Raw genomic sequence first — 21,145 nt, 5'->3', positions numbered from 1 at the left:
GTATGAAAAATTCATATCAAGCAATACAAGCCAGTGCTTTAGGAAAATTAGAGCTTGTTGTGCGTACCGTACCCACTCCAAACAAAGATGAGGTTTTAATCGCCGTCGAGGCTTGTGGAATCTGTGGGGCTGATGCTATGACCATTGAGAACCCAAATCCTGATAGCTTCCCTCGTATTCCTGGCCATGAAGTGGTTGGACGTATTGTTGCAATTGGCAACCCAGATTCCAACTATTGGAAAATTGGACAACGTGTTGGAGTTGGACGTCTAGGTGGGCACTGTAACCTGTGCGATGAATGTCGTCAGGGTCTATTTAACTTATGTAATAACCAACCCATCATGGGCAGCACCCATGATGGTGGCTATGCCGAAATGATGATGGCTAAACAAACAGGTTTAGTCTCTATTCCAGATGAACTGAGTTCAGTAGAAGCCGCACCTTTACTTTGCGCAGGTATCGCAACGTTTAATGCACTTAAGAAATCTGGTGCCCAAGCAGGAGATACGGTTGCGATATTCGGCATAGGTGGCTTAGGACATCTTGCAATTCAGTATGCAAGAAGAATGGGATTTAGAGTAGTTGCTATAGGTCGTGGACAAGATATTGCTGAACTGACGCATGATTTAGGGGCACATATTTATATTGATACCCAATTAGAAAATGCTGTGGATCGTCTTAAGGAGTTAGGAAAAGCTCAAGTAATCTTGAGTACCATTACTAATGGAGAAATTTCATCTGCACTTTTTGCAGGATTAATACCTCAAGGAAAATTGATTGTAGTTGGTGTTGGTAAGGAGCCTCTAGTAATTTCTTCTCCTTTACTTGTAGGTGGAGAACGAACGGTTCAAGGAAGTATTACAGGCACACCTTATGAAGTTGAGAAAACTTTAAACTTTAGCCTTCTTACAGATGTGCGCGCAATGATTGAAACATATCCACTTGAACAAGCACATGAAGCTTATACAAAAGTTCGTACTGGTAAAGTCGAATTTAGAGCAGTACTTACAACGTCACATTTCGCCCATTAATTTCCAAACAGTTTGAAATTAGGATTCTTTAATGACTCAATCTAAAATCGTTATTATTGGTGCTGGTCTCAGCGGACTTTACGCTGCATATTTACTCGAACTACAAGGAATTAAAGATTATCTTGTTGTAGAGGCTCGAGATCGTTTAGGTGGACGTGTACATTCCATTGTCATAGATGAAGCAAAATCTAAGAATGAAGCCTTTGATATGGGTGCTACTTGGTTTTGGGAAAAACAACAACCAGAACTAACTCATTTAATTAATAAATTTGGACTAGAAAGTTTTTATCAGTATGAGGAAGGCGATCTCTTAATCGACAGAACTTCATCTCGTGAAGCTTTACGTTTGCAAGGGGTTCAAACATCACCTGCAAGGAGGCTTCAGGGAGGTATGTATCAACTGATTGAAAAAATCGCTTCTTATATCCCGCCAGAAAAGATTTTACTTGGTCATCAAGTCAAATCTTTGTCTAGAAGCAATGATGAAATAGACGTTGAGTTGATCAATCAGATGGATCAATCTTTGATTCTTAAATCTTCGCAAATCTTGCTCGCAGTTCCGCCAAGAATATCATTAAATACAATCAGTTTTCACCCTTCTTTACCTGAACAATTTACACAACAATGGCAACAAACCAATACATGGATGGCGGCACATGCTAAATATTTTGCCGTCTACCCAAAAGCATTTTGGCGAGATCAAAATTTATCAGGTGCAGTTCATGGCACTGTTACACCATTATTTGAAATTCATGATGCTTCAAGTACTGATGGTTTTGCAGCATTATTCGGCTTTATAGGTGCCCCCGTAAGTGCTCGCAATCAGTTAAGCAATGAACAATTATCTTTATTGTGTCGCAAGCAACTGGTCCGATTATTTGGGAAAGAAGCTAATTTTCCAATCAAAGAATTTATTCATGACTGGACACTAGATCCTTTGACAGCAACCTCTGCTGATGAAGTCGCTAGTTTAATCTCAAATGGTATACCTGACTCAACTCCACCTTATGGTGATTGGCAAAACTCAATTGTAGCTATTTCCAGTGAGTTTTCACCAAATCATCAAGGATACCTAGCAGGCGCAATTGAATCAGCAACATTAGGGATTCAAATAGCCATAGAACGTCTTTAACTAAAGACATTAAAAATTTTAATCAACAAATGATTTAGCACACATCGAAATCCTTTGATGAAAGAACTTCTTATTAATTTACTTTTTATGATTCATGTTGGATAAGCCTAAATGCTTAAGAATTCAATGCACCGTCAAGTCCTAATATTGGCAAGTTCACAGTCACTTTTCCAAACCGTATCCGTGATGATAATGACTATTGGCGGATTGGCTGGGGCAAATATTGCTGATTCGCCTACACTGGCGACACTCCCAATCGCAGCTATGTTTTTAGGAACAGCTACAATGATGTTTCCTGCATCAATGTGGATGTCGCATGTAGGTCGTCGAAATGGTTTTCTTTGCGGTGCACTCTTAGGGGTATTAGGGGGTATCATTGCTTCTATTGGTATTTTTTATAACTCCTTATATTTATTAGCATTCGGAACATTTTGTGTAGGAGCTTATCAGTCGTTTGCTCAATTTTATCGTTTCGCAGCTAGCGAAGTCGCTGATGAAGCATTTCGTTCTAAAGCAATTTCTTTTGTTATGGCAGGCGGAGTTGTAGCAGCATTGATTGGACCTACACTAGCTCGCATAGGAGGTCCCGTATTTAATCATCTTGAATATGTTGGATCCTTTTTAATTATTACAATTATTTCATTGCTTGCTATGGGTATCATATCAAGTCTAAAAATCCCCGATAGCGTTGAAGTAAAATCTAACTTTGGTGCAGGCAGACCATGGTATGAAATTGTAATACAGCCTACTTATTTAGTTGCTTTGTTTGGTTCCGTTACAGGTTACGGCATCATGATTTTAGGTATGACAGCAACTCCAATTGCTATGCGTCATGCTCACCATGAATTAGGGACTATTACAACTGTTATTCAACTACATGTTTTGGGCATGTTTTTACCCTCATTTTTTACAGGTAACTTGATTGCTCGGTTTGGAGTATTAAAAATCATGTTTTCAGGGATACTATTATTTGCCTGTTATATCGCTTTTGCTTTATCAGGTTTGCAATTCCATTCATTTGCCATTTCCCTAATTCTATTGGGCGTGGGTTGGAATTTTCTATTTATCGGTAGTACTTCATTACTTACTGGCACTTACACCCAAGAAGAAAAGGCAAAGGCTCAGGCTATTAATGACATGACCGTTTTCATCGTTGGATTAATCTGTTCCTTTAGTGCAGGCGCATTGCTGGATATAATTGGCTGGAAAACCATGAATATCGCCCTCTTCCCATGGCTATGCTTATCAACATTCTCATTATTCTGGTTGAATTATAAAACTAAAAAGAAAGAAATTCTCACCTAGCCTAAGATTAGTGAACAAAATTTTCAGATTACTACTATGTAAGTTAAAAATCCTCTTTCATAACAGGTTATATAAATGAAAAAACTCAATTTCTTCCATACTCTTATTTTAATCTTCTGTTTCAACCAAACCGCAATGGCAACAGAGAAAATCGTAGAAGGTCAAGACTATATTGTTTTAGCTCATCAAGGGAAAACTGATTATCCATCAAAAATAGAAGTTCGAGAGTTCTTTTCTTATGGCTGCTCTCATTGTTTTGCTTTAGAAAAACAATTACAACCATGGTTAAAAAAGGGTTTACCCAAAAATGTCTATTTTATTCGTACACCAGCCGCAATGAATCCAACTTGGGAACAAAGTGCACGTGGTTATTATACCTCGGAATCTTTAGGAATACGGCAAAAAACTCATATAGCCCTTTTCAATGAAATTCAACTTCAGCATAAGCCATTATTTGATCAGAAATCTCTAGCTAAATTTTATGGTCAATACGGAGCAAACTTGAATCAATTTAATCAATTATTTAATTCCCCAACCATCTCTAAAAAAATTGAACAGTCAAACCAGTTGGCAAAGCTATATCAATTAACGGGTGTACCTAGCATTGTTATAAATGGTAAGTACTTAGTTCAAGGTACTAAAGTAAATACGGCTGAAATTATTGACTATCTTATTGAGAAAGATAGTCAATAATATGCTGTATAAATAAATTGGTTTAAACATTAGACGAAGTGGTTTACTTTTTATAAACCACTTCGAGTGATTAATATTAAAGATTTAATAAGCCAGATGTAATAAAGCTCTAAAAACTCCAGCAATGACAAATAAAATTAAAAAACCGAGTAAATACAATAGAAAAAACCATTTCAATTGAGAAAGTCTACTGTCTTTTTTCGTATATATCTCTTTCATTATTAATGATACCCCTCATCGCCAACACGTACTTTGTCTCTAAATACCCAATATGATAGACCTGTATAAACAAGAATAATCGGGATGAGAATTAGCGCTCCAATTAAAGCAAATAATTGACTACTTTCAGGAGCAGCTGCATCCCAGATACTTATTGATGGAGGAATGACATTTGGCCATAAGCTGATAATGAATCCTGTATAAGCTAAAAATACCAATGCGAGACTGTAAATAAATGGTGCAAGCTCATAACGTTTTTTGCAAGCACGTAATATTAGTCCCGTTAGCACAACAACCAAAACTGGAACAGGGCTAAAATAAAGCAGTTGAGGTTGGCTAAACCATCGAGTTGCTATCTCTGGTTGAGTTAATGGTGTATAAATACTAACCGCACCAAAAATTAAAAAAAGAACGGAAATTAATTTTGGCATGAGATCATACATTTTAGCCTGTAAATCTAATTCCGTTTTAAAGATTAACCAACCACACCCTAGTGCCGCATATAGAACCACAACGCCTATACCTGTAAAAATTGAAAAAGGTGTTAACCAGTCTAAACCTCCTCCAGCATAAATATGATTTTCTACCTTAATACCTTGTATATATGCACCTAAAATCACACCTTGAAAAAAACTTGCTAATATTGACCCATAAATGAAGGCTTTATCCCATAATTTTTTGGTCTTATTTGCTTTAAAGCGAAATTCGAATGCGACGCCACGAAAAATTAAAGCGATCAGCATTAAAATAATTGGCATATATAAAGCCGATAAAACTACAGAATACACTACTGGGAATGCAGCATAGAGTGCAGCTCCTCCTAAAACCATCCATGTCTCATTGCCATCCCATACAGGTGCAACGGTGTTCATCATGACATCACGTTCCTCTTTCGAGGTTATGAAAGGAAATAAAATTCCAATGCCTAAATCAAACCCATCTAAAACCACATAAACAAAAACACCAATGGCAATTATCACAATCCAAATTAAAGATAAATCAATCATTGTGTTTATCTCCTCGTTGTTTATTCTCTATTTCTATTTGCTCTATTGCATCATCAATACTACTTAATGGTCTTTTTGAAGCTTGCAGAACTGCAATATCGGTATGATCTTGATTAGAATAGATAAACTCAGGACCTTTATGCATGAGCTTCAACATGTAATAGATTCCGATACCAAAAACGATAAAATAAACAAATACAAAGAGAACAAGGGATAGGCCAACCTGTTCAGCAGAAACAGGCGATAATGCATCTTTGGTTCGCAAAACCCCATAAACCACCCAAGGCTGTCTGCCAACTTCTGTGGTAAACCAACCTGCTAATAAAGCTATAAATCCAGTTGGCCCCATTAAAAGAGCAAATCGTTGTAGTAACTTATGCTCATAAAGTTTTCCGCCTTTACGCAATATAAGCGTTGCAAGTGCAAGTAAAACCATCAATACGCCTAAACCTACCATGATTCTGAAACTCCAAAAAATCACGAGTGAATTCGGTCGATCTTCAGGTGCAAACTCTTTTAGACCTTTAACTTGTCCATCTAGACTATGCGTCATGATTAAACTGCCAAGATTTGGAATTCCAATTGCATATTTTGTTCGCTCTTCCTCCATATCTGGCATTCCAAACAAATATAAAGGCATGCCCTCATCTGTGTTTGTTTCCCAATGCCCTTCAATTGCAGCTAATTTTGCTGGCTGATGATGTAAGGTATTCAAACCATGCATATCACCAATTAAAATTTGAGCAGGCGCAAGGAATAAAAGCATCCACAATGCCATGGAAAAAGATTTTTTCACCAAATCATCTCGTCGGCCTTTTAATAGGTGAAATGCTGCTACTGCTGCAACCAGAAGTGACGTTACGAGAAAAGCTGCAGCAGCCATATGAAACAATCGATAAACAAATGAGGGGTTAAAAACAATCGCTAACCAATCTTGTGGAATAATGATTCCATTCTCAATCGTAAAACCAGTAGGCGTCTGCATCCAACTATTTGAAGACAGAATCCAGAACATTGAAATACAGGTTCCTATTGCAACCATTAGAGTGGCAAAAAAATGTGCTCGTGGTCCAACCCGCCCCCAACCAAATAACATAATTCCAAGAAAACCAGCTTCTAAGAAAAATGCTGATAAAACCTCATATGCTAATAATGGCCCTGTGATACTTCCTGCAATTCTAGAGAATTCACTCCAATTGGTTCCAAATTGGTAGCTCATCACCACGCCAGAGACAACCCCCATCCCAAAGGCCACTGCAAAAATTTTGATCCAAAATTTAAATAAATCTTTATAGACAGGATTTTGTGTACGTAGCCAACGCCATTCGAGTACAGCTAAAAAACTAGCTAGTCCGATTGAAATAGCGGGGAAAATGATATGAAAAGATACAGTAAATGCAAACTGAATACGCGCCAGTTCTAACGCTGTCAAACCTAAACTCATACCACCTCCCAGTGATAAATTGAACATTGGGAATACGGTAGAAATGCTACATTAACTGGATTAACGAAACTGCCGAGCCAGATATTTTCCGCCTTGCACAAAGATAAATTGTAGACCTTAGATACTCTATCTACATTTTTAAATACGAACGAATACATTACACTGTTAATAAACAGTGAAAACTGAATTTTCATGATTAAAACTCTTTAAAATATTGTTTAGTACAAACAGATTAACTATTTGTCATGACCAATCGTGTTCTAAAGAGTCAAAGGAGGTGCTCTGCCTTGTGGCTGCAAATACAGCTTCTGTAAGCTAAAATAGACATGCTTGAAGAATGACTGATAAAACTTTAGTTTCACCTGAATACGATCTAAAACATGATCAACTCTCAAGTCAAATGGGAGTACTAAATCCCCATATACAGTGCAATACTGACATTGATGATGGTGTTCATTGTGATCGTGAGAATGTTGAGGTACAAAATCTTGTAGCAGTTCAAGATAAACTGAATGCACATGCTTATGATTAGCTTGTGAAAGAAGATTATGAGTAATGGACATACATACCGGAGCAATATGAAATTTTTCCGGCAAAAGAGGTTGCAAATATACTGCAATCTGCAAGAGTATTACTGCAAACGCAATAAATAGTCCACTTCTCTTCAGCAATTTTTCTCTCGACTAGAATTGCACAAGGGGGGAGATGCTAAATAAAAAAACATTAAGAAATTTACAGATAAATCCTTAGTTATTTACTCAGACTTTCATTATACAAATATATAATATATTCCTAGTTTTGAAAAGCTGTAATTCCTGTCAACTTCGCAATGTACTTTATCTAAAGATGAGTAAATTAAAATTGATAATCAACGTTTGTCTCTTCTAACCAACAACTTACATCATATTTTATTTTTAAAATTATACATTTTAATATATTACGCAGATTCAAATCCCAAGTGCAACACACTTGTAGTTAGTTGAAAAAGTTAGGTGTATTCATAGAATCATTAGACTTTTTCAACTCGCAATTGGAAAGCACACAATGAAGAAATACACCCAACTTTCTCAAGATGAAAGATACGAAATTTATGCTACTTTGAAAAGTAAAAGTTCAATCGCTAGCCTTGCTCGGGAGTTAGGGCGTTCACGATCAACCATCTACCGTGAGTTAAAAAGAAATACTGGGCAACGTGGATATAGAGCTCAACAGGCAGCGAAATTTGCAAGTCAAAGACGGTACCATCCTTCATCATCCATGACAGCATTTGCCTTCGCTTATATTGATTACTTAATTGGCTTAGACTGGTCACCAGAACAAATTTCAGGTGCTTTAACACAACGCGGTTGGCTGGATGTACCTTCACATGAGTGGATTTACCAGCACATTTATCAAGATAAATCACAAGGAGGTAACCTCCATCTACACTTAAGGCATCAGAAGAAATATCGAAAACGAGGTTACAAAAACACGGATCGTAGAGGGCAAATCATTGATAAAACAAGTATTCATTGCCGAGACCAGGTCATTGATCAGCGACAACGTTTAGGAGATTTCGAAGGTGATACGGTGATTGGTAAACATCATAAAGGAGCTTTATTAACCCTCGTTGATCGAAAGAGCCTGTACGTACATATTGTTCATTTAGGGTCAACGAGAGCATCCTCTAAAACGATTACTTGTGCATTAGATCGTTTACGAATGAGCCATGCTTATAGTGTAACATTTGATAATGGAAAGGAATTTGCCGAACACAAAAGAATTACTGATGTCGGCATAGATACTTATTTTGCTGATCCTTACAAGTCTATTCAGCGAGCTAGAAATGAAAATACGAATGGTTTAATCCGGCAATATCTGCCAAAATCATCATCGTTTGATGACGTGTCAAACGATGAAATAGAGCAGATAGAATTTTCACTCAACCATCGTCCTAGAAAAACACTAGGCTGGTATACGCCAAGTGAAGTTATGGCTGGTTTTTATACTGTTGCACTTGCTGCTTGAATCCGCCTTATAAAAATGTAATTTCGATTAAAGCGTATTTACGTGCTCGTCAAATTGGGAAAATTGCTTGGTTTAATAGCAATCTTATTACAGATTACAGTGTTCCTACAGCCTTTATTACCCGAAAAATACTCTGTTTTTCGGGTGTGTAATACTGTTGTCAATGCACTGTACTTAAAAGGTGCTCATACTACTCAACAATCTCCATTAACCAAACTAGGTTTGTATGAAGATCATACTAATGGGATGAGACAAACTCATACGCATCACTTTATTAATTTACAAAATCACCATCAGCAGAATAAAGATTCACAGATTGATGACTATTGTCAATTTTGTTTAGTACATAGCTTTACTCTGCCTCTAGTTGATACAAAACTTAGAACAGTATTGATTAGAATACAAACTCTACTTCTACTATCTAAGACAACAACTTTATATAAACCTGCCCTAAATGCTCTTGAATTTCTGATTCCTGAAAGCCGTGCTCCCCCTGTTTAGTAGTTACACAATAAATTAGAAATGTATTTTTTCTGTGTTGTGTACTAGGGTCACCACATAATGACATAAGCTATATTAGAGTTATCTTTGCAGACCAAGTACACAGCTCAATATCTACATCTCTAGTCACGATACCCCGAATAGGAGTGGATAATTATGAGGCTTAGTATAACTAAACTAGTTTTGTTCTCTCCAACACCTCCAATCAGTTTCGGAATATTTTAAAGAGTTATTACTATTTTCCGATATATCGATACGGAAGAGACCATAATGAATCTATTTAAAAATGATCGTACTCAACCTGATCAAAATGAATTTATTAGCGGCTATTATCTGGGTTTAGCACAGCAAATTGTCCAGATCCGACAGGAACTAAACATCTCCCAGACAGAACTGGCCGCTAAATTATGCATTTCGGCTCGCACATTAGAAAGTTGGGAACGCGGAGTTCGCCATCCATCAAGTTCAGCACAGGCTTTAATCAAACTGCTTATAAAGTCACCTCAGTTTGTATTGGAAAATCTTTCCTGAAGAGCCTGAGCCATATTTTGAGTGATTTAAAAATCGTTAAGAACCGATACGAACCTGCAAAAAGATAACCGTATCGGTTTGGAGAAATTTTCATGTTTATTGTGATTACATCTCAGAACCGGCGTCATATTACGCCCCATGCGGGAAAATGTCGGAAATTCTGGAAATATGAATTAAAAGATGGAGAAGTGACTGACAAACAACTTATTGAAGTTGAAAAGGAGCAATCCTTTTCCCAGTCTGGAGAGGTACTCGAAAAACTGCTGCCTATGGATATATTCGTAACTACGGGAATGGGCGATCGATTACGAGAAAAACTCAGAAATATTGGTGTTCATGTCATGGTAACGGCAGAAATTGAACCAGAACAATTTATCTGCAGTTTAATTTCAGCCAAATAAAATTCTGGATTGAAGCTGTAATTTATCATGAACAAAATAAGAAAACCCTGCATCTGCAGGGTTTTCTTATTTAATTTATTATTGTGAAGTATAAGAACCATCAACAGTATATTGACTGCCGGTCACAAATGAAGCTTCATCAGACAATAGAAAAGCCACTACTTGAGCAACTTCTTCTGGTTTACCCAATCGGCCAACTGGATGAAGTTTCACTAATTCTGATTCCTCAAACTCTCCAATTAATGGGGTTTGGATATAACCAGGGTGAACTGAATTAATGCGTATACCTTGATCAGCATACTCTAATGATGCAGTCTTTGTCAGACCAGTCACACCATGTTTCGCCGCAACATATCCTGAAATGTTCTTTGTCCCGACTAAACCTAAGATTGATGCGGTGTTAACAATCGCTCCACCACCTGACTTAAGTATTGCTGGAATCTGATAATGCAGCCCATAGAAAACAGCATTCAAATTAATATCGATGACTCTACGCCAAGCCTCTATACTCAACTCAGCAATCGGATTGACGTCACCTAAGATACCCGCATTATTAAAGGCTAAATGAAGAGCCCCAAAGCTTTCCACGGCAAACTCAACAGCTTGCTTCATTTCCTCAGGATGAGATGTATCTGTTTTATTCGCAACAGCATGACCGCCAGCAGTCATAATTTCAGCTGCAACTTTCTCAGCTGCATCAAGATTAATATCTGAAACAACAACTTTTGCCCCTTGCTTAGCAAGAAGCAATGCCGTGCTTCGCCCAATACCCGAACCCGCACCTGTAACTAAAGCCACTTTATTATTAAAACGTGTTGACATCATAAACCTCTCTTTTTTATAAAATGAACATGTGAGCCATGCTCGTGCTTGAACCGTTTTACGCTCTATTTCTTCACTTGAATTGCAAATTGAACTACATGACATTTTCCGTTATGTAACTTGCCTTCATGACGTTCCTGCTCACCCACATAAAAATGATAAAGATGATCATTTTTAAATACTGAAAGAAACGACATTGGATCGTACAAATAGTTAATATCTTTCGGACCACCGGTTTGATAATCAATCTGCTCTTTAGAATAAAGCTCTCCAATAAACCAGCCATTGTTTGTCAATGCTTGACGAATCCCAGTGAGAACATTGAATTGAGTATTTTCGTCAAAATGCCCATACACACACATTACATTTTGATAATGCTCTCTTGGCCATTCGACATCATTGAGATCAATATTTCTAAGTGTGAAGTCAAAACCAGCTTGTTGGGCTTTTGCAGATAAGTGCTGCAAAGCAACTTTTGAGTAATCCCATATTTCTGCCGAAAATGAATCATTTTGCTGTTTCGCTTTATCAGCCAGATAAAGGATATTCCTCCCCTCACCCTCTGCTATAGCAAGAGTTTTTCCCACAACTGGAACCTGATCTGCTATATGTTGAATAAAATGATTGGGCGAAATGCCATACAGATCCTGTGTTTGCGAATAAAGATTATCCCAATGCTGATTCATATCTTTTCCCAATGATTGAAAAAATTAAGCTGTAAATTCTTTAAATGCTTCCAATGCATTAGCCGCATACATCAATGAAGGACCTCCCCCCATATAAACTGCAACCCCAAGTACTTCTTCCAACTCTTGTAATGTCATCCCCAATTTGACTAGAGTTCTGACATGAAAACCGATACAGCTATCACATCGTGCTGCAACACCAATCGCTAAGGCAATCAGTTCTTTGGTTTTAGGATCAATAACACCATCTCGCATTGCAACTTGTGACAATTGATTAAAACTTTTCATTAAATCAGGAGAATCCTGCGCTAATGTCTTTAAACTGCCTGAAATATTTTGAGTTAATTCTTTGTACTTCATGATTTTCTCACTTGAATGTCCATAAACTTAAGTTAGACTTAAAATAGAAATCTGGTTATTTCTCTACTGGATAACCCTGCTCTAGCCATGCTTGGAATCCCCCCTGAACAGATTTCACCTGAGTAAATCCCATATTCTGTAAAGTATCTGTAGCCAGAGCTGATCGGCCACCCGTCCCACAAATCAAATAAATCGGCTGATCTTTAAGATGTTCTAGTGCTTGCAAGGTATCGCAATGATGGCTCGCCACAGGATGCTGGTGAATTCTCATTTCTAAAACACCACGAGGATAATTCACGGCTCGGTCTATCGCTGCCGCCTGAAATTCATCTGGTTCCCGAACATCAATCAGAATGGTTTTATGGTTTTTCATAGCTTCAAGTAAGTCTGCGACCGTCACTTCTTGAATTCGGTTTTTTGCCATTGAAATTAATTGTTCTGCTGTTTTCATTACTCTTTACCTCTTCCGATCTTTAGAAATCTGGTCTCTGATTAAATATTCATGTCTTTAAAATGCAGTTTTTAAATTTGGCTCTAATCTCTTGCTTGTATTAAGTTATGATGACTGTAGAAATTAAATAAAATGCTACGCTTATGACAGTTATGGCAAAAACCTTTTGGATTTGACTATTCTTAACTAAAGGCATCAAACTTCGACCAATCAACATCCCAGCCATGCAAGCTAAAACGAAAGTCAGCGTGACCGAAACGGGGTATTGAAAACCATCTAAAATATGAGCTGAAATGCTGACACCACCTATCAGGAAAATAAGCATCAACGAGGTCGCAACAATACTGCGCATATCAAGATCAGTTACTTTACTCAGTGCTGGAACAATCACGAATCCCCCACCTACCCCAAGCAAACCGGTCAATAAACCTGCCACGACACCAATGGCGCCGAGAGACAATGCAGTTTTCATGTTCCAAATCAGACGGCCAGTTGTTTGGTTAACTTTACACAGCACACCTGTATGGTCATTCACTTTTTTAAAAAAAATCCGGTAAGCAACCACGAGCATGACTAAACTGAATGCCAAGGTAAGCCATACTGGAGAAATTATTCCTCCCAGATGCACACCATAACGTGCTGAAGGAATACTGATCAGTGCAATCCAAAGCGCAGCGCGATAGCGTACTATTTTCTTAAATAAGCCTTCAAATGTTCCAACCAAGGCAGATAAAGTGACTGCAAGCAAGCCAACAGGTGCAGCTTGTGCGACCGTCCATCCTTGACTTGCCATCAGTGCGGGTACAGCCAGAATGCCACCACCGGCACCTGTTAACCCTAGCAAACCACCGATGACTAAGCCTTCAAGTATTAGCATCCACATCGCTACTGTCACCCTCTCTTACCAAACCAATTAAACAAAACTTGTGGTTTAATTTTAAAATTTGCCTATTTGAAGTAATTAAGTGGAAGCTTTAAATAAGAAACACCATTCTCTTCTGGTTCAGGGAATTGTCCTGCTTTCATATTGATCTGTATCGAAGGTAAAATCAGTTTGGGCATACTTAAACCCGCATCGCGTTTATTACGCATTTCAACAAAATCATCTTTGGTCGTGCTATCGTGAATATGGATGTTCTGATTTTTTTGAGTCTGAATATCCGTTTCACACATATAGGTATCGCGCTTTTCTGGCAAATAATCATGGCAGAGAAATACACGTGTTTTCTCAGGCAATTGATATAAGCTTTGTATTGAATCAAAAAGAATTGACGCGCTTCCCCTTGGGAAATCACAGCGTGCCGTACCATAATCCGGCATAAACAAGGTATCGCCCACAAACACGGCATCACCGATGACATAACTCAAGCAGGCTGGTGTATGTCCAGGAGTGGGAATGTTATATGCTTCGATTGAACCAATTAGAAATTGCTCATGATCATCAAACAAATAATCAAATAATTGCTGGGTATTCCACTGTTTGATATCCAAATGATAGATCGCAGCAAAGGTCTCTTGTACCGCAGCAATTCTCTGACTCATGGCGATTTTTCCGCCTAATTGGGTTTTGAGATATTGTGCAGCAGTTAAATGATCGGCATGAACATGGGTTTCTAAAATCCACCCGACTGTTAAACCCTGCGCTTTGACATAGGTAATGATCTGATCGGCATGTGTGGTAGAAGTTGTGGCTGATGCAGCATCATAGTCCAGCACACTGTCAATAATTGCACATGACTGGGTAGCTGGATCACTCACCACGTAACTGAAAGTGTTCGTATCTTCATGAAAAAAATCTTTTACAACAGGGGAATTTGACATGATTAAGCTCCTGTCCACTTACGGTGAAGCAAGACGCCTGCAAGCATCGCGACAATAAAATACAGAACCTGATAATGCCCAAGACCAATCAAGGTAAAACTGGGTGCAGGACATATCCCAGCAATCCCCCAACCAATACCAAATAAAAGACTGCCCGAGATCAGTTTAGGATCAATTTCATGATTGCCTGGTAATTCAATTGGTTCATTAAATACGGTTTTGGGTGCTTTACTTCGTACTGCTTTTTGAAAAGGAATAATTGCAACCATAATCGCTCCAATCATTACGAAAGCTAGACTCGCATCCCAATCACCGAACAAATCTAAGAAGTTTAGAACTTTTTCTGGATTAGACATTCCAGAAACCATCAAACCTATAGAAAATAAACCGCCGAAAATGAAAGCCAGAAAATTCTTCATTTAGAAAGCTCCTGTGACATGGCGAATCATGTAAACCGTAACAAATCCAGCGAACATAAAAATCATGGTGGCTAGGATCGAACGTTTAGATAAGCGGCTGATTCCACAAATGCCATGACCACTGGTACAGCCTGAACCTAGGCGTGTCCCAAAACCCACCAATAGTCCAGCAATGATCATCATCAACGGACTGGTATTCAATTCAATTTCTGGCTGAACAAATCGCCCATAAATGAAGGGTATAATGATCAAACCTGACATAAACCAAATAGCAGGTGTCCTAAATATCGTTTGAGGGTTTAGAATTTGTGCAACTAATCCACTAATTCCAGCAATACGACCATGTACATATAGGTAGCCAACTACAGCGGCACCTAGCAATAATCCACCGATAAAGGAAGTCAAATAGTCAGACATACAATTCAAATCACGACAAACAATATACTAATTAATATTATATAATTAAATAATATACAAGTGATACTTTATTTTTTTGTATAATAATAAGATGATTTTTAGGATACGCTTATGAAAACCAATGAATTACAAATGAAAATAGATCTTTCAAAAGTCGATCTTGTCACTGACTGCCTAAAGGTCTTATCGAATCCTGACCGTCTTAAAATTTTATGTGTTTTGGTAGAAGATGAATTGAATGTGCAGCAAATTGAAATACGCACTAATGTGAGTCAACCGACCTTATCTCAACAACTTACGGTATTAAGAAAAAATAAGCTCGTATCGACACGACGAGAAGGTAAACAGATTTTTTATGAATTAAGGGATATACGTGTATTAAAAATCATGCAAACCTTGTATGACTTATACTGTAGATCTTAAGAGTACCTAAGTTGAATAATAAAAATATTATATTAATTTAACTTTGATTCAGCCAAGTAAGCAGCTATTTGATCTACCGTTGCTCTTGCTGTTCTAGAAATCCCAATGAGTGTAGCGGATGCCATGCCTGTCCACTCCCCATAGCCAACCAACCAAAGGTTATTTACTTTTATAGAGCGTCCATCATTGACTGCAACCGTCTGATCAGGTTCTACCACATCAAGACTTCTTAAATGATTCAGTGAAGCTTTGAACCCTGTACACCAAATCACAGCATCTACAGCTTGTGTTGAACCATTAGCCCAAACAACGGAATGCTCCTCAAATGAGGTAAAAGGCTCTCGACTATGTAGTACGCCACGTTCGCGGGCCTCTTTGACACTGTCTATCATGACAATATCACCCAGACCACCAACGGGTTGATCAATCACACGACCTTCCTGTTGAGCTTTTAAACGTTCAGTTGCCCGAAGAAATAAAACACGCCCATCAACATCATCCGATAAAAATTGAGGTGGTGTTACTGTGACCCAAGTGGTATCTGCAACTTTTGAGACTTCGGCAAAAATTTGTGCCCCTGAGTTACCACCACCAACCACGATCACTTTTTTATTTATAAAAGGCTCTGGATTTACATAATGTGCTGAATGCGTTTGTAATCCTTCAAATCGTTCATGTCCTTCATAATGCGGAATATAAGGCTGACTCCATGTCCCTGTCGCACTGACCACCGCTTTAGCTCGCCAATATTGATCGCCAGCATACACATCTAAATAGCCATCTTTTTGTTCGATATGATCGACATGAACTGGTCGAATAATCGGAAATTGATAGCGTTGCTCGTATGCCGACAAGTAGTCAATCACTTCATTTCGCGTTGGGTAGGTTTGTTCAGTTGTTGGCATCATCCAACCCGACAGCGAACTCCACGTATTAGGAGAAAAAAGACGTAGCGACTGCCAAGCATGGAGCCATGCACCACCTGCCTGAACTTGGTCATCCAGAATAATAAATGGAATTTTCTTACGTTTGAGGAAATAAGCTGTAGCAAGGGCTGCCTGACCACCACCAATAATGACCACATCGACTTCTGCTTGTAATTGAGTCAAAGCTTCTCTCCCATTCTTTATTGTCATCATCAAAATAACGCCCAGTCTGCTCAACAGACTGGGCGTATTTCATACAATTTTCAAGCATTTAAATGAGCCTTTCAATTGCTCAATTGATCAAGATACTTTTCGGCATCCAAAGCTGCCATACAGCCTGAGCCTGCCGAAGTAATTGCTTGGCGATAAATGCTGTCAGCAACGTCACCCGCAGCAAATACCCCTGCCACAGAAGTTGCTGTTGCATTGCCTGAAGTACCACTTTGTACTTGAATGTAGCCATCACGTAGGTTGAGTTGGCCGTCAAACATACCTGTATTCGGTTTGTGACCAATAGCAACAAATAAGCCCTGAACTTCAACGTCTTGTGTGCTTCCATCCAAAGTTGACTTCAAGCGAACTGAAGTAACACCAGTATTATCACCTAAGACTTCATCAACTTGATTGTTCCAAAGAATACTAATTTTGCCTTCTTTTTCTTTGGCAAAAAGATGATCTTGTAGAATTTTCTCTGAACGCAAATTGTCTCTACGGTGAACTAGAGTGACATGTTCAGCGATATTAGAAAGATAAAGGGCTTCTTCAACTGCTGTGTTACCACCACCCACGACCATGACTTTTTGGTGCTTATAGAAGAAACCATCACAAGTTGCACATGCACTGACACCTTGACCCATGAATTTAGCTTCAGATTCAAGACCCAAGTATTGTGCTGTCGCACCTGTTGCAATAATCAGTGCATCACAAGTAAATTCTTCCATGTCGCCTTTTAGTACAAATGGACGGACACTTAAATCAACTTCATTGATGTGGTCATACACAATCTCTGTGCCAAAGCGTTCAGCATGGGCTTGCATTCGTTCCATAAGTACAGGACCAGTTAAACCTTCTGGGTCGCCCGGCCAGTTATCTACCTCAGTGGTCGTTGTTAATTGACCACCAAGTTGTATACCTGCAATCAATGTAGGTTTTAAGTTTGCACGTGCTGCATACACAGCAGCACTATAACCCGCAGGCCCTGAACCTAAGATCACTAATTTAGAATGTCTCTTTTGCATTTCTGATCACCTAAAGTTTATAAGCTACGTTGATTGACACGCTTAGATAATTCTTCTGCCGACTCTTTTCGTTCTGAATAACGATTTGTGAGGTACTGACTCTGCCCACGCGTCAGCAAAGTGAATTTATATAACTCTTCCATGACATCAACAATTCGATCATAAAAAGCTGAGGGTTTCATGCATCCATCTTCTTCAAACTCTAAAAAAGCTTTAGGAATAGAGGATTGGTTTGGAATGGTGATCATGCGCATCCAACGGCCTAAAATACGCATTTGATTGACGCTATTAAAAGACTGTGAACCGCCACTCACCTGCATCAAGGCCAAAGTCTTGCCTTGTGTTGCTCGAATCGCACCACCAGCCAATGGAATCCAATCAATCTGCGATTTAAAGATTGAACTCATTGAACCATGACGTTCAGGTGAACACCACACCATGCCTTCCGACCATGCCAAAAGCTCATGTAGTTCTTTGGCTTTTGGGTGTTCCATATCTGCATCTTCAGGTAAAGGTAAACCTTTAGGATGAAAGATTTTTACTTCGGCACCAAACTGCTCCAAGATACGCCCTGCTTCCATCACTGCCAATCGGCTGTATGAACGCTCACGGTTTGAACCATACAGCAGTAAAATACGTGGTGGATGATCTAGCGCTTTGGCCTGTACTTTTTCTAAAGTAGGTTGATCCAAAAGATTCATATCTACATTTGGGAGAGTCATAGAAATTACACCTCTGCTTTAAAAAACTTTTTTCTGAGCCACAATGACACGCTCACTAAAGCAATCAACACAGGTACTTCAACCAGTGGACCAATCACCGTCGTGAATGCGACAGGTGAAGCCAAACCAAAGGTTGCAATCGCGACAGCTAAAGCGAGTTCAAAGTTATTTCCCGCGGCAGTAAATGAAATAGCTGTGGTTTTAGCATAGTCGTTCCCCATCCACTTACTCATAAAGAAGCTAATGAAAAACATCACAATAAAGTAAATCGTCAATGGAATCGCAATACGCAAGACATCCATCGGCAAGCTCACTACATCGTTTCCTTTAAGGCTAAACATCGCCACAATCGTGAATAATAAAGCCAGTAAACTCAGCGGACTAATCTTAGGTAAAAAGGTATTTAGATACCAAGCCAAACCTTTAGTACGAACCAAAATAAATCGGGTCATAAAGCCAAGAAAAAATGGAATTCCTAAATACACCAGTACCGCATGGGTAATGGTCCAGAAATCAACGTTGATCACCTGTCCTGCAATACCTAAATAGGGTGGTAGGAAGGTCAGGAACAACCAAGCATAGGTACTGAAGAATAAAATCTGGAAGATACTGTTAAAAGCCACCAATGCAGCAACATACTGGTTATCACCACAGGCCAAACCATTCCAAACCAAAACCATGGCAATACAGCGTGCTAAACCAATCAAGATCAAGCCTGTCATGTATTCAGGATAGTTATGCAGGAAGATGATCGCTAAAACAAACATCAAAACAGGCGCGATAAGCCAGTTTTGTACTAAGGAGAGTGTCAGTGTTTTCTTATCTTTGAATACCTGTGGCAAAGTGGCATAGTTCACTTTTGCTAAAGGTGGATACATCATCAAAATCAAACCGATTGCAATCGGAATATTGACTGAATCCACACTCATTTTATCCAAAGCCACTGAGGCTTGCGGAAAGAACACACCGATCGCAATGCCTAACGCCATGGCAATGAAAATCCATAGCGTGAGGTTACGATCTAGAAAGGATAATCTTTGTTGAGCCATGATATTCTCATTCAATATGCGAAATTTGATTAATCGCGGCTATCAACTCAGGACGAGACATATGCGCTGTATCGAGTGCCAACAATGCATCTAAGCGATGGTTGATATGATCAACGGTAACTTGGAATGCTTTGAGTTTTTCTTCTTTGGGTAAATCTAAATGTGAAGGATCTGCCAGCCCCCAATGTGCTTTGATTGCCCCACCTAGATAAAGCGGACACGCTTCCTGAGCGGCTGAATCACAAACCGTAATCACCACATCAGGTTGATATTGTTCGCAGTCATCAATGGTTTTACTCCACAACCCTTCAGTTGAAAGACCTAAATTTTCCAGAGTTTCAATAGTCAATGGATGTACTTGCCCTGATGGCTTACTGCCCGCACTATAGGCTTTCCAACCCTCTGGGGCACGACTGTTAAAAAGCACTTCTGACAGGATGCTGCGACAGCTATTTCCCGTGCACAAAAAAAGAAATTTCATCTTGTTCTACTCGCAATAACTATTAATTTGCTGAAATGATGGTGCAACTTTTGGCTGTAAATTGGCATTTTTAAGGGTACTAAGTACCTCTAAGCACCAAGTAGGTAAATTTGGATTGAGACTGTAATAGACCCATTGCCCTTGACGTCGATCTTGTAACAGACCTAAAGAACGCAGTAAGGCTAAATGCCGCGAAATCTTGGGTTGGCTGAGTTGTAGTTTTTCAGTCAAATCACAAACACACTGTTCATTATTTCCAAGAACCAACATGACGATATTGAATCGCGTTTCATCAGCCAAACATTTAAAGAAATTGATTTGATCCATACTCTCACTCACTCTGACATATGGATATATCAATATTCACATATATCCATGAAATTTTTATTTCAATCGCTGCCCATTTGCATCCAGCACTTGTTCACCGTCTTCTTTAGTGAAAGCACCCTTTTGTGGGAGAGGTAGAATTTCTAAAACCAGTTCTGATGGACGACTTAAACGAGTTCCTAATTCAGTCACCACGAATGGGCGGTTAATCAAAATTGGGTACTGAAGCATAAAGTTAAGCAGTTTATCATCCGTCCAAACCTCAAGGTCTAACTCTAGATCACGATAAGGATCAACATTCTTACGGATGGCCTCTCTCACAGTTAAACCTGCATCCGCAATCATTTGGATCAGTTCATTTTTAGATGGAGGATTTTTAAGATATTCAATCACTTCAGGTTCAATATTGGCATTACGGATTAACGCCAGTGTATTGCGTGATGTACCACATTCAGGGTTGTGATAAATCTTAACTTTTGGAGTAGCAGACATTTGCTCAAACTCAACAGGATCTTTGAATATACTTATATATGAATAATCATATATATGCAATTCCATATTTTGTTTTTATAAAATCTAGAATTGCATTTTAATTAATTTGTATTAAGATTAAATTAAAGGAAATGGCTATCTTCCTTCTACAAACCGCCACTAACGGCTGATGATACCTACGTTACCCTTATGCAGGGTGCGTAGTTGTGCGCTCTGCTTTTTTCAATGGAGCTGCGCTAT

26 protein-coding genes and 1 riboswitch are annotated in these 21,145 nt (G+C 38.8%); of the genes, 8 read left to right on the top strand and 18 right to left on the bottom strand.

The annotated features are described in order from the left end of the window. Positions 1-2 precede the first annotated feature (2 nt). The 4 genes from F960_RS05460 (at position 3) to F960_RS05445 (ending at position 4,161) form a co-directional block, all read left to right on the top strand. On the top strand, positions 3-1,031 hold the full coding sequence (locus F960_RS05460) for an alcohol dehydrogenase (protein ID WP_004859508.1): 1,029 nt from the start codon (positions 3-5) through the stop codon (positions 1,029-1,031). Between the two features lie 31 nt (positions 1,032-1,062). Continuing rightward, positions 1,063-2,163 (top strand): flavin monoamine oxidase family protein, encoded by a 1,101-nt coding sequence (locus F960_RS05455; protein ID WP_004859504.1) that lies wholly within the window; start codon positions 1,063-1,065, stop codon positions 2,161-2,163. Between the two features lie 111 nt (positions 2,164-2,274). Continuing rightward, positions 2,275-3,468 carry an MFS transporter gene (locus F960_RS05450; protein ID WP_004859501.1) on the top strand — a complete coding sequence of 398 codons (1,194 nt, stop codon included), beginning with the start codon at positions 2,275-2,277 and terminating at the stop codon, positions 3,466-3,468. A 75-nt stretch (positions 3,469-3,543) separates the two neighbouring features. Next, on the top strand, positions 3,544-4,161 hold the full coding sequence (locus F960_RS05445) for a thiol:disulfide interchange protein DsbA/DsbL (protein ID WP_004859499.1): 618 nt from the start codon (positions 3,544-3,546) through the stop codon (positions 4,159-4,161). Between the two features lie 221 nt (positions 4,162-4,382). Here the strand turns inward: F960_RS05445 and cydB are convergent, their stop codons facing one another. The 3 genes from cydB to F960_RS22905 all read right to left on the bottom strand — a co-directional run bounded on the left by cydB (position 4,383) and on the right by F960_RS22905 (position 7,502). Beyond that, entirely contained in the window at positions 4,383-5,387 is a 1,005-nt protein-coding gene (gene cydB / locus F960_RS05440) for a cytochrome d ubiquinol oxidase subunit II (RefSeq protein WP_004859495.1), read from the bottom strand. Then, positions 5,380-6,831: a cytochrome ubiquinol oxidase subunit I gene (locus F960_RS05435; RefSeq protein WP_004859492.1), complete on the bottom strand. Its 1,452-nt coding sequence runs from the start codon at positions 6,829-6,831 to the stop codon at positions 5,380-5,382. The genes cydB and F960_RS05435 overlap by 8 nt, the downstream gene beginning before the upstream one ends. A gap of 260 nt (positions 6,832-7,091) precedes the next feature. After that, complete coding sequence (locus F960_RS22905; RefSeq protein ID WP_081401779.1) at positions 7,092-7,502, bottom strand: DUF2946 domain-containing protein; 411 nt, start codon at positions 7,500-7,502, stop codon at positions 7,092-7,094. A gap of 373 nt (positions 7,503-7,875) precedes the next feature. Between F960_RS22905 and F960_RS05420 the strand changes: the two genes are divergently transcribed. The 3 genes from F960_RS05420 (at position 7,876) to F960_RS05405 (ending at position 10,271) form a co-directional block, all read left to right on the top strand. Continuing rightward, positions 7,876-8,838 (top strand): IS30 family transposase, encoded by a 963-nt coding sequence (locus F960_RS05420; RefSeq protein WP_004854881.1) that lies wholly within the window; start codon positions 7,876-7,878, stop codon positions 8,836-8,838. Between the two features lie 771 nt (positions 8,839-9,609). Then, positions 9,610-9,870 carry a helix-turn-helix domain-containing protein gene (locus tag F960_RS05410; protein ID WP_004859483.1) on the top strand — a complete coding sequence of 87 codons (261 nt, stop codon included), beginning with the start codon at positions 9,610-9,612 and terminating at the stop codon, positions 9,868-9,870. Positions 9,871-9,962: 92 nt separating this feature from the next. Beyond that, positions 9,963-10,271 (top strand): NifB/NifX family molybdenum-iron cluster-binding protein, encoded by a 309-nt coding sequence (locus tag F960_RS05405; protein WP_004859482.1) that lies wholly within the window; start codon positions 9,963-9,965, stop codon positions 10,269-10,271. Between the two features lie 78 nt (positions 10,272-10,349). On the opposite strand, the gene F960_RS05400 is transcribed toward F960_RS05405, so the two are convergent. The 8 genes from F960_RS05400 to F960_RS05365 all read right to left on the bottom strand — a co-directional run bounded on the left by F960_RS05400 (position 10,350) and on the right by F960_RS05365 (position 15,247). Beyond that, the gene (locus tag F960_RS05400) at positions 10,350-11,093 is read right to left on the bottom strand and encodes an SDR family NAD(P)-dependent oxidoreductase (protein ID WP_004859478.1); all 744 of its coding nucleotides are present in this window, start codon (positions 11,091-11,093) and stop codon (positions 10,350-10,352) included. 65 nt (positions 11,094-11,158) lie between these two features. Beyond that, positions 11,159-11,779, bottom strand: a complete 621-nt coding sequence (locus tag F960_RS05395) for a methyltransferase domain-containing protein (RefSeq protein WP_004859475.1) — start codon at positions 11,777-11,779, stop codon at positions 11,159-11,161. A 24-nt stretch (positions 11,780-11,803) separates the two neighbouring features. After that, the gene (locus F960_RS05390; protein WP_004859473.1) at positions 11,804-12,139 is read right to left on the bottom strand and encodes a carboxymuconolactone decarboxylase family protein; all 336 of its coding nucleotides are present in this window, start codon (positions 12,137-12,139) and stop codon (positions 11,804-11,806) included. A gap of 55 nt (positions 12,140-12,194) precedes the next feature. Continuing rightward, the gene (locus F960_RS05385) at positions 12,195-12,590 is read right to left on the bottom strand and encodes a rhodanese-like domain-containing protein (RefSeq protein WP_004859470.1); all 396 of its coding nucleotides are present in this window, start codon (positions 12,588-12,590) and stop codon (positions 12,195-12,197) included. Between the two features lie 100 nt (positions 12,591-12,690). Next, a complete protein-coding gene (locus tag F960_RS05380; protein ID WP_004859469.1) occupies positions 12,691-13,473 on the bottom strand; it encodes a sulfite exporter TauE/SafE family protein in 783 nt (260 codons plus the stop codon). Between the two features lie 65 nt (positions 13,474-13,538). Continuing rightward, entirely contained in the window at positions 13,539-14,411 is an 873-nt protein-coding gene (locus F960_RS05375; protein ID WP_004859464.1) for an MBL fold metallo-hydrolase, read from the bottom strand. Between the two features lie 2 nt (positions 14,412-14,413). Next, positions 14,414-14,830 (bottom strand): YeeE/YedE family protein, encoded by a 417-nt coding sequence (locus tag F960_RS05370; protein WP_004859462.1) that lies wholly within the window; start codon positions 14,828-14,830, stop codon positions 14,414-14,416. Beyond that, the gene (locus tag F960_RS05365; RefSeq protein WP_004859457.1) at positions 14,831-15,247 is read right to left on the bottom strand and encodes a YeeE/YedE family protein; all 417 of its coding nucleotides are present in this window, start codon (positions 15,245-15,247) and stop codon (positions 14,831-14,833) included. A gap of 111 nt (positions 15,248-15,358) precedes the next feature. Here F960_RS05365 and F960_RS05360 point away from each other — a divergent pair, with 111 nt between their 5' ends. Then, positions 15,359-15,670 (top strand): ArsR/SmtB family transcription factor, encoded by a 312-nt coding sequence (locus F960_RS05360; protein WP_004859455.1) that lies wholly within the window; start codon positions 15,359-15,361, stop codon positions 15,668-15,670. Between the two features lie 32 nt (positions 15,671-15,702). Here the strand turns inward: F960_RS05360 and F960_RS05355 are convergent, their stop codons facing one another. The 7 genes from F960_RS05355 to arsC form a co-directional block, all read right to left on the bottom strand. Next, a complete protein-coding gene (locus tag F960_RS05355; RefSeq protein WP_004859452.1) occupies positions 15,703-16,779 on the bottom strand; it encodes an ArsO family NAD(P)H-dependent flavin-containing monooxygenase in 1,077 nt (358 codons plus the stop codon). Between the two features lie 101 nt (positions 16,780-16,880). Next, complete coding sequence (gene trxB / locus F960_RS05350; protein WP_004859450.1) at positions 16,881-17,834, bottom strand: thioredoxin-disulfide reductase; 954 nt, start codon at positions 17,832-17,834, stop codon at positions 16,881-16,883. Positions 17,835-17,851: 17 nt separating this feature from the next. Further along, complete coding sequence (gene arsH, locus F960_RS05345; RefSeq protein WP_004859446.1) at positions 17,852-18,556, bottom strand: arsenical resistance protein ArsH; 705 nt, start codon at positions 18,554-18,556, stop codon at positions 17,852-17,854. A gap of 5 nt (positions 18,557-18,561) precedes the next feature. Then, positions 18,562-19,605, bottom strand: coding sequence for an ACR3 family arsenite efflux transporter (gene arsB, locus F960_RS05340; protein ID WP_004859442.1), 1,044 nt, complete (start codon positions 19,603-19,605; stop codon positions 18,562-18,564). A 7-nt stretch (positions 19,606-19,612) separates the two neighbouring features. Continuing rightward, positions 19,613-20,086 (bottom strand): arsenate reductase ArsC, encoded by a 474-nt coding sequence (locus F960_RS05335; RefSeq protein ID WP_004859439.1) that lies wholly within the window; start codon positions 20,084-20,086, stop codon positions 19,613-19,615. Positions 20,087-20,092: 6 nt separating this feature from the next. Next, the gene (locus tag F960_RS05330) at positions 20,093-20,413 is read right to left on the bottom strand and encodes a metalloregulator ArsR/SmtB family transcription factor (protein ID WP_004859437.1); all 321 of its coding nucleotides are present in this window, start codon (positions 20,411-20,413) and stop codon (positions 20,093-20,095) included. Between the two features lie 57 nt (positions 20,414-20,470). Then, entirely contained in the window at positions 20,471-20,905 is a 435-nt protein-coding gene (gene arsC / locus F960_RS05325) for an arsenate reductase (glutaredoxin) (protein WP_020846463.1), read from the bottom strand. A 118-nt stretch (positions 20,906-21,023) separates the two neighbouring features. Further along, positions 21,024-21,091: riboswitch (Fluoride riboswitch) on the top strand. The last annotated feature ends 54 nt before the right edge of the window (positions 21,092-21,145 follow it).

It is taken from the genome of Acinetobacter gerneri DSM 14967 = CIP 107464 = MTCC 9824, from assembly GCF_000368565.1.
Taxonomy (GTDB): domain Bacteria; phylum Pseudomonadota; class Gammaproteobacteria; order Pseudomonadales; family Moraxellaceae; genus Acinetobacter; species Acinetobacter gerneri.
This window is presented reverse-complemented; position numbering and strand designations above follow the sequence as displayed.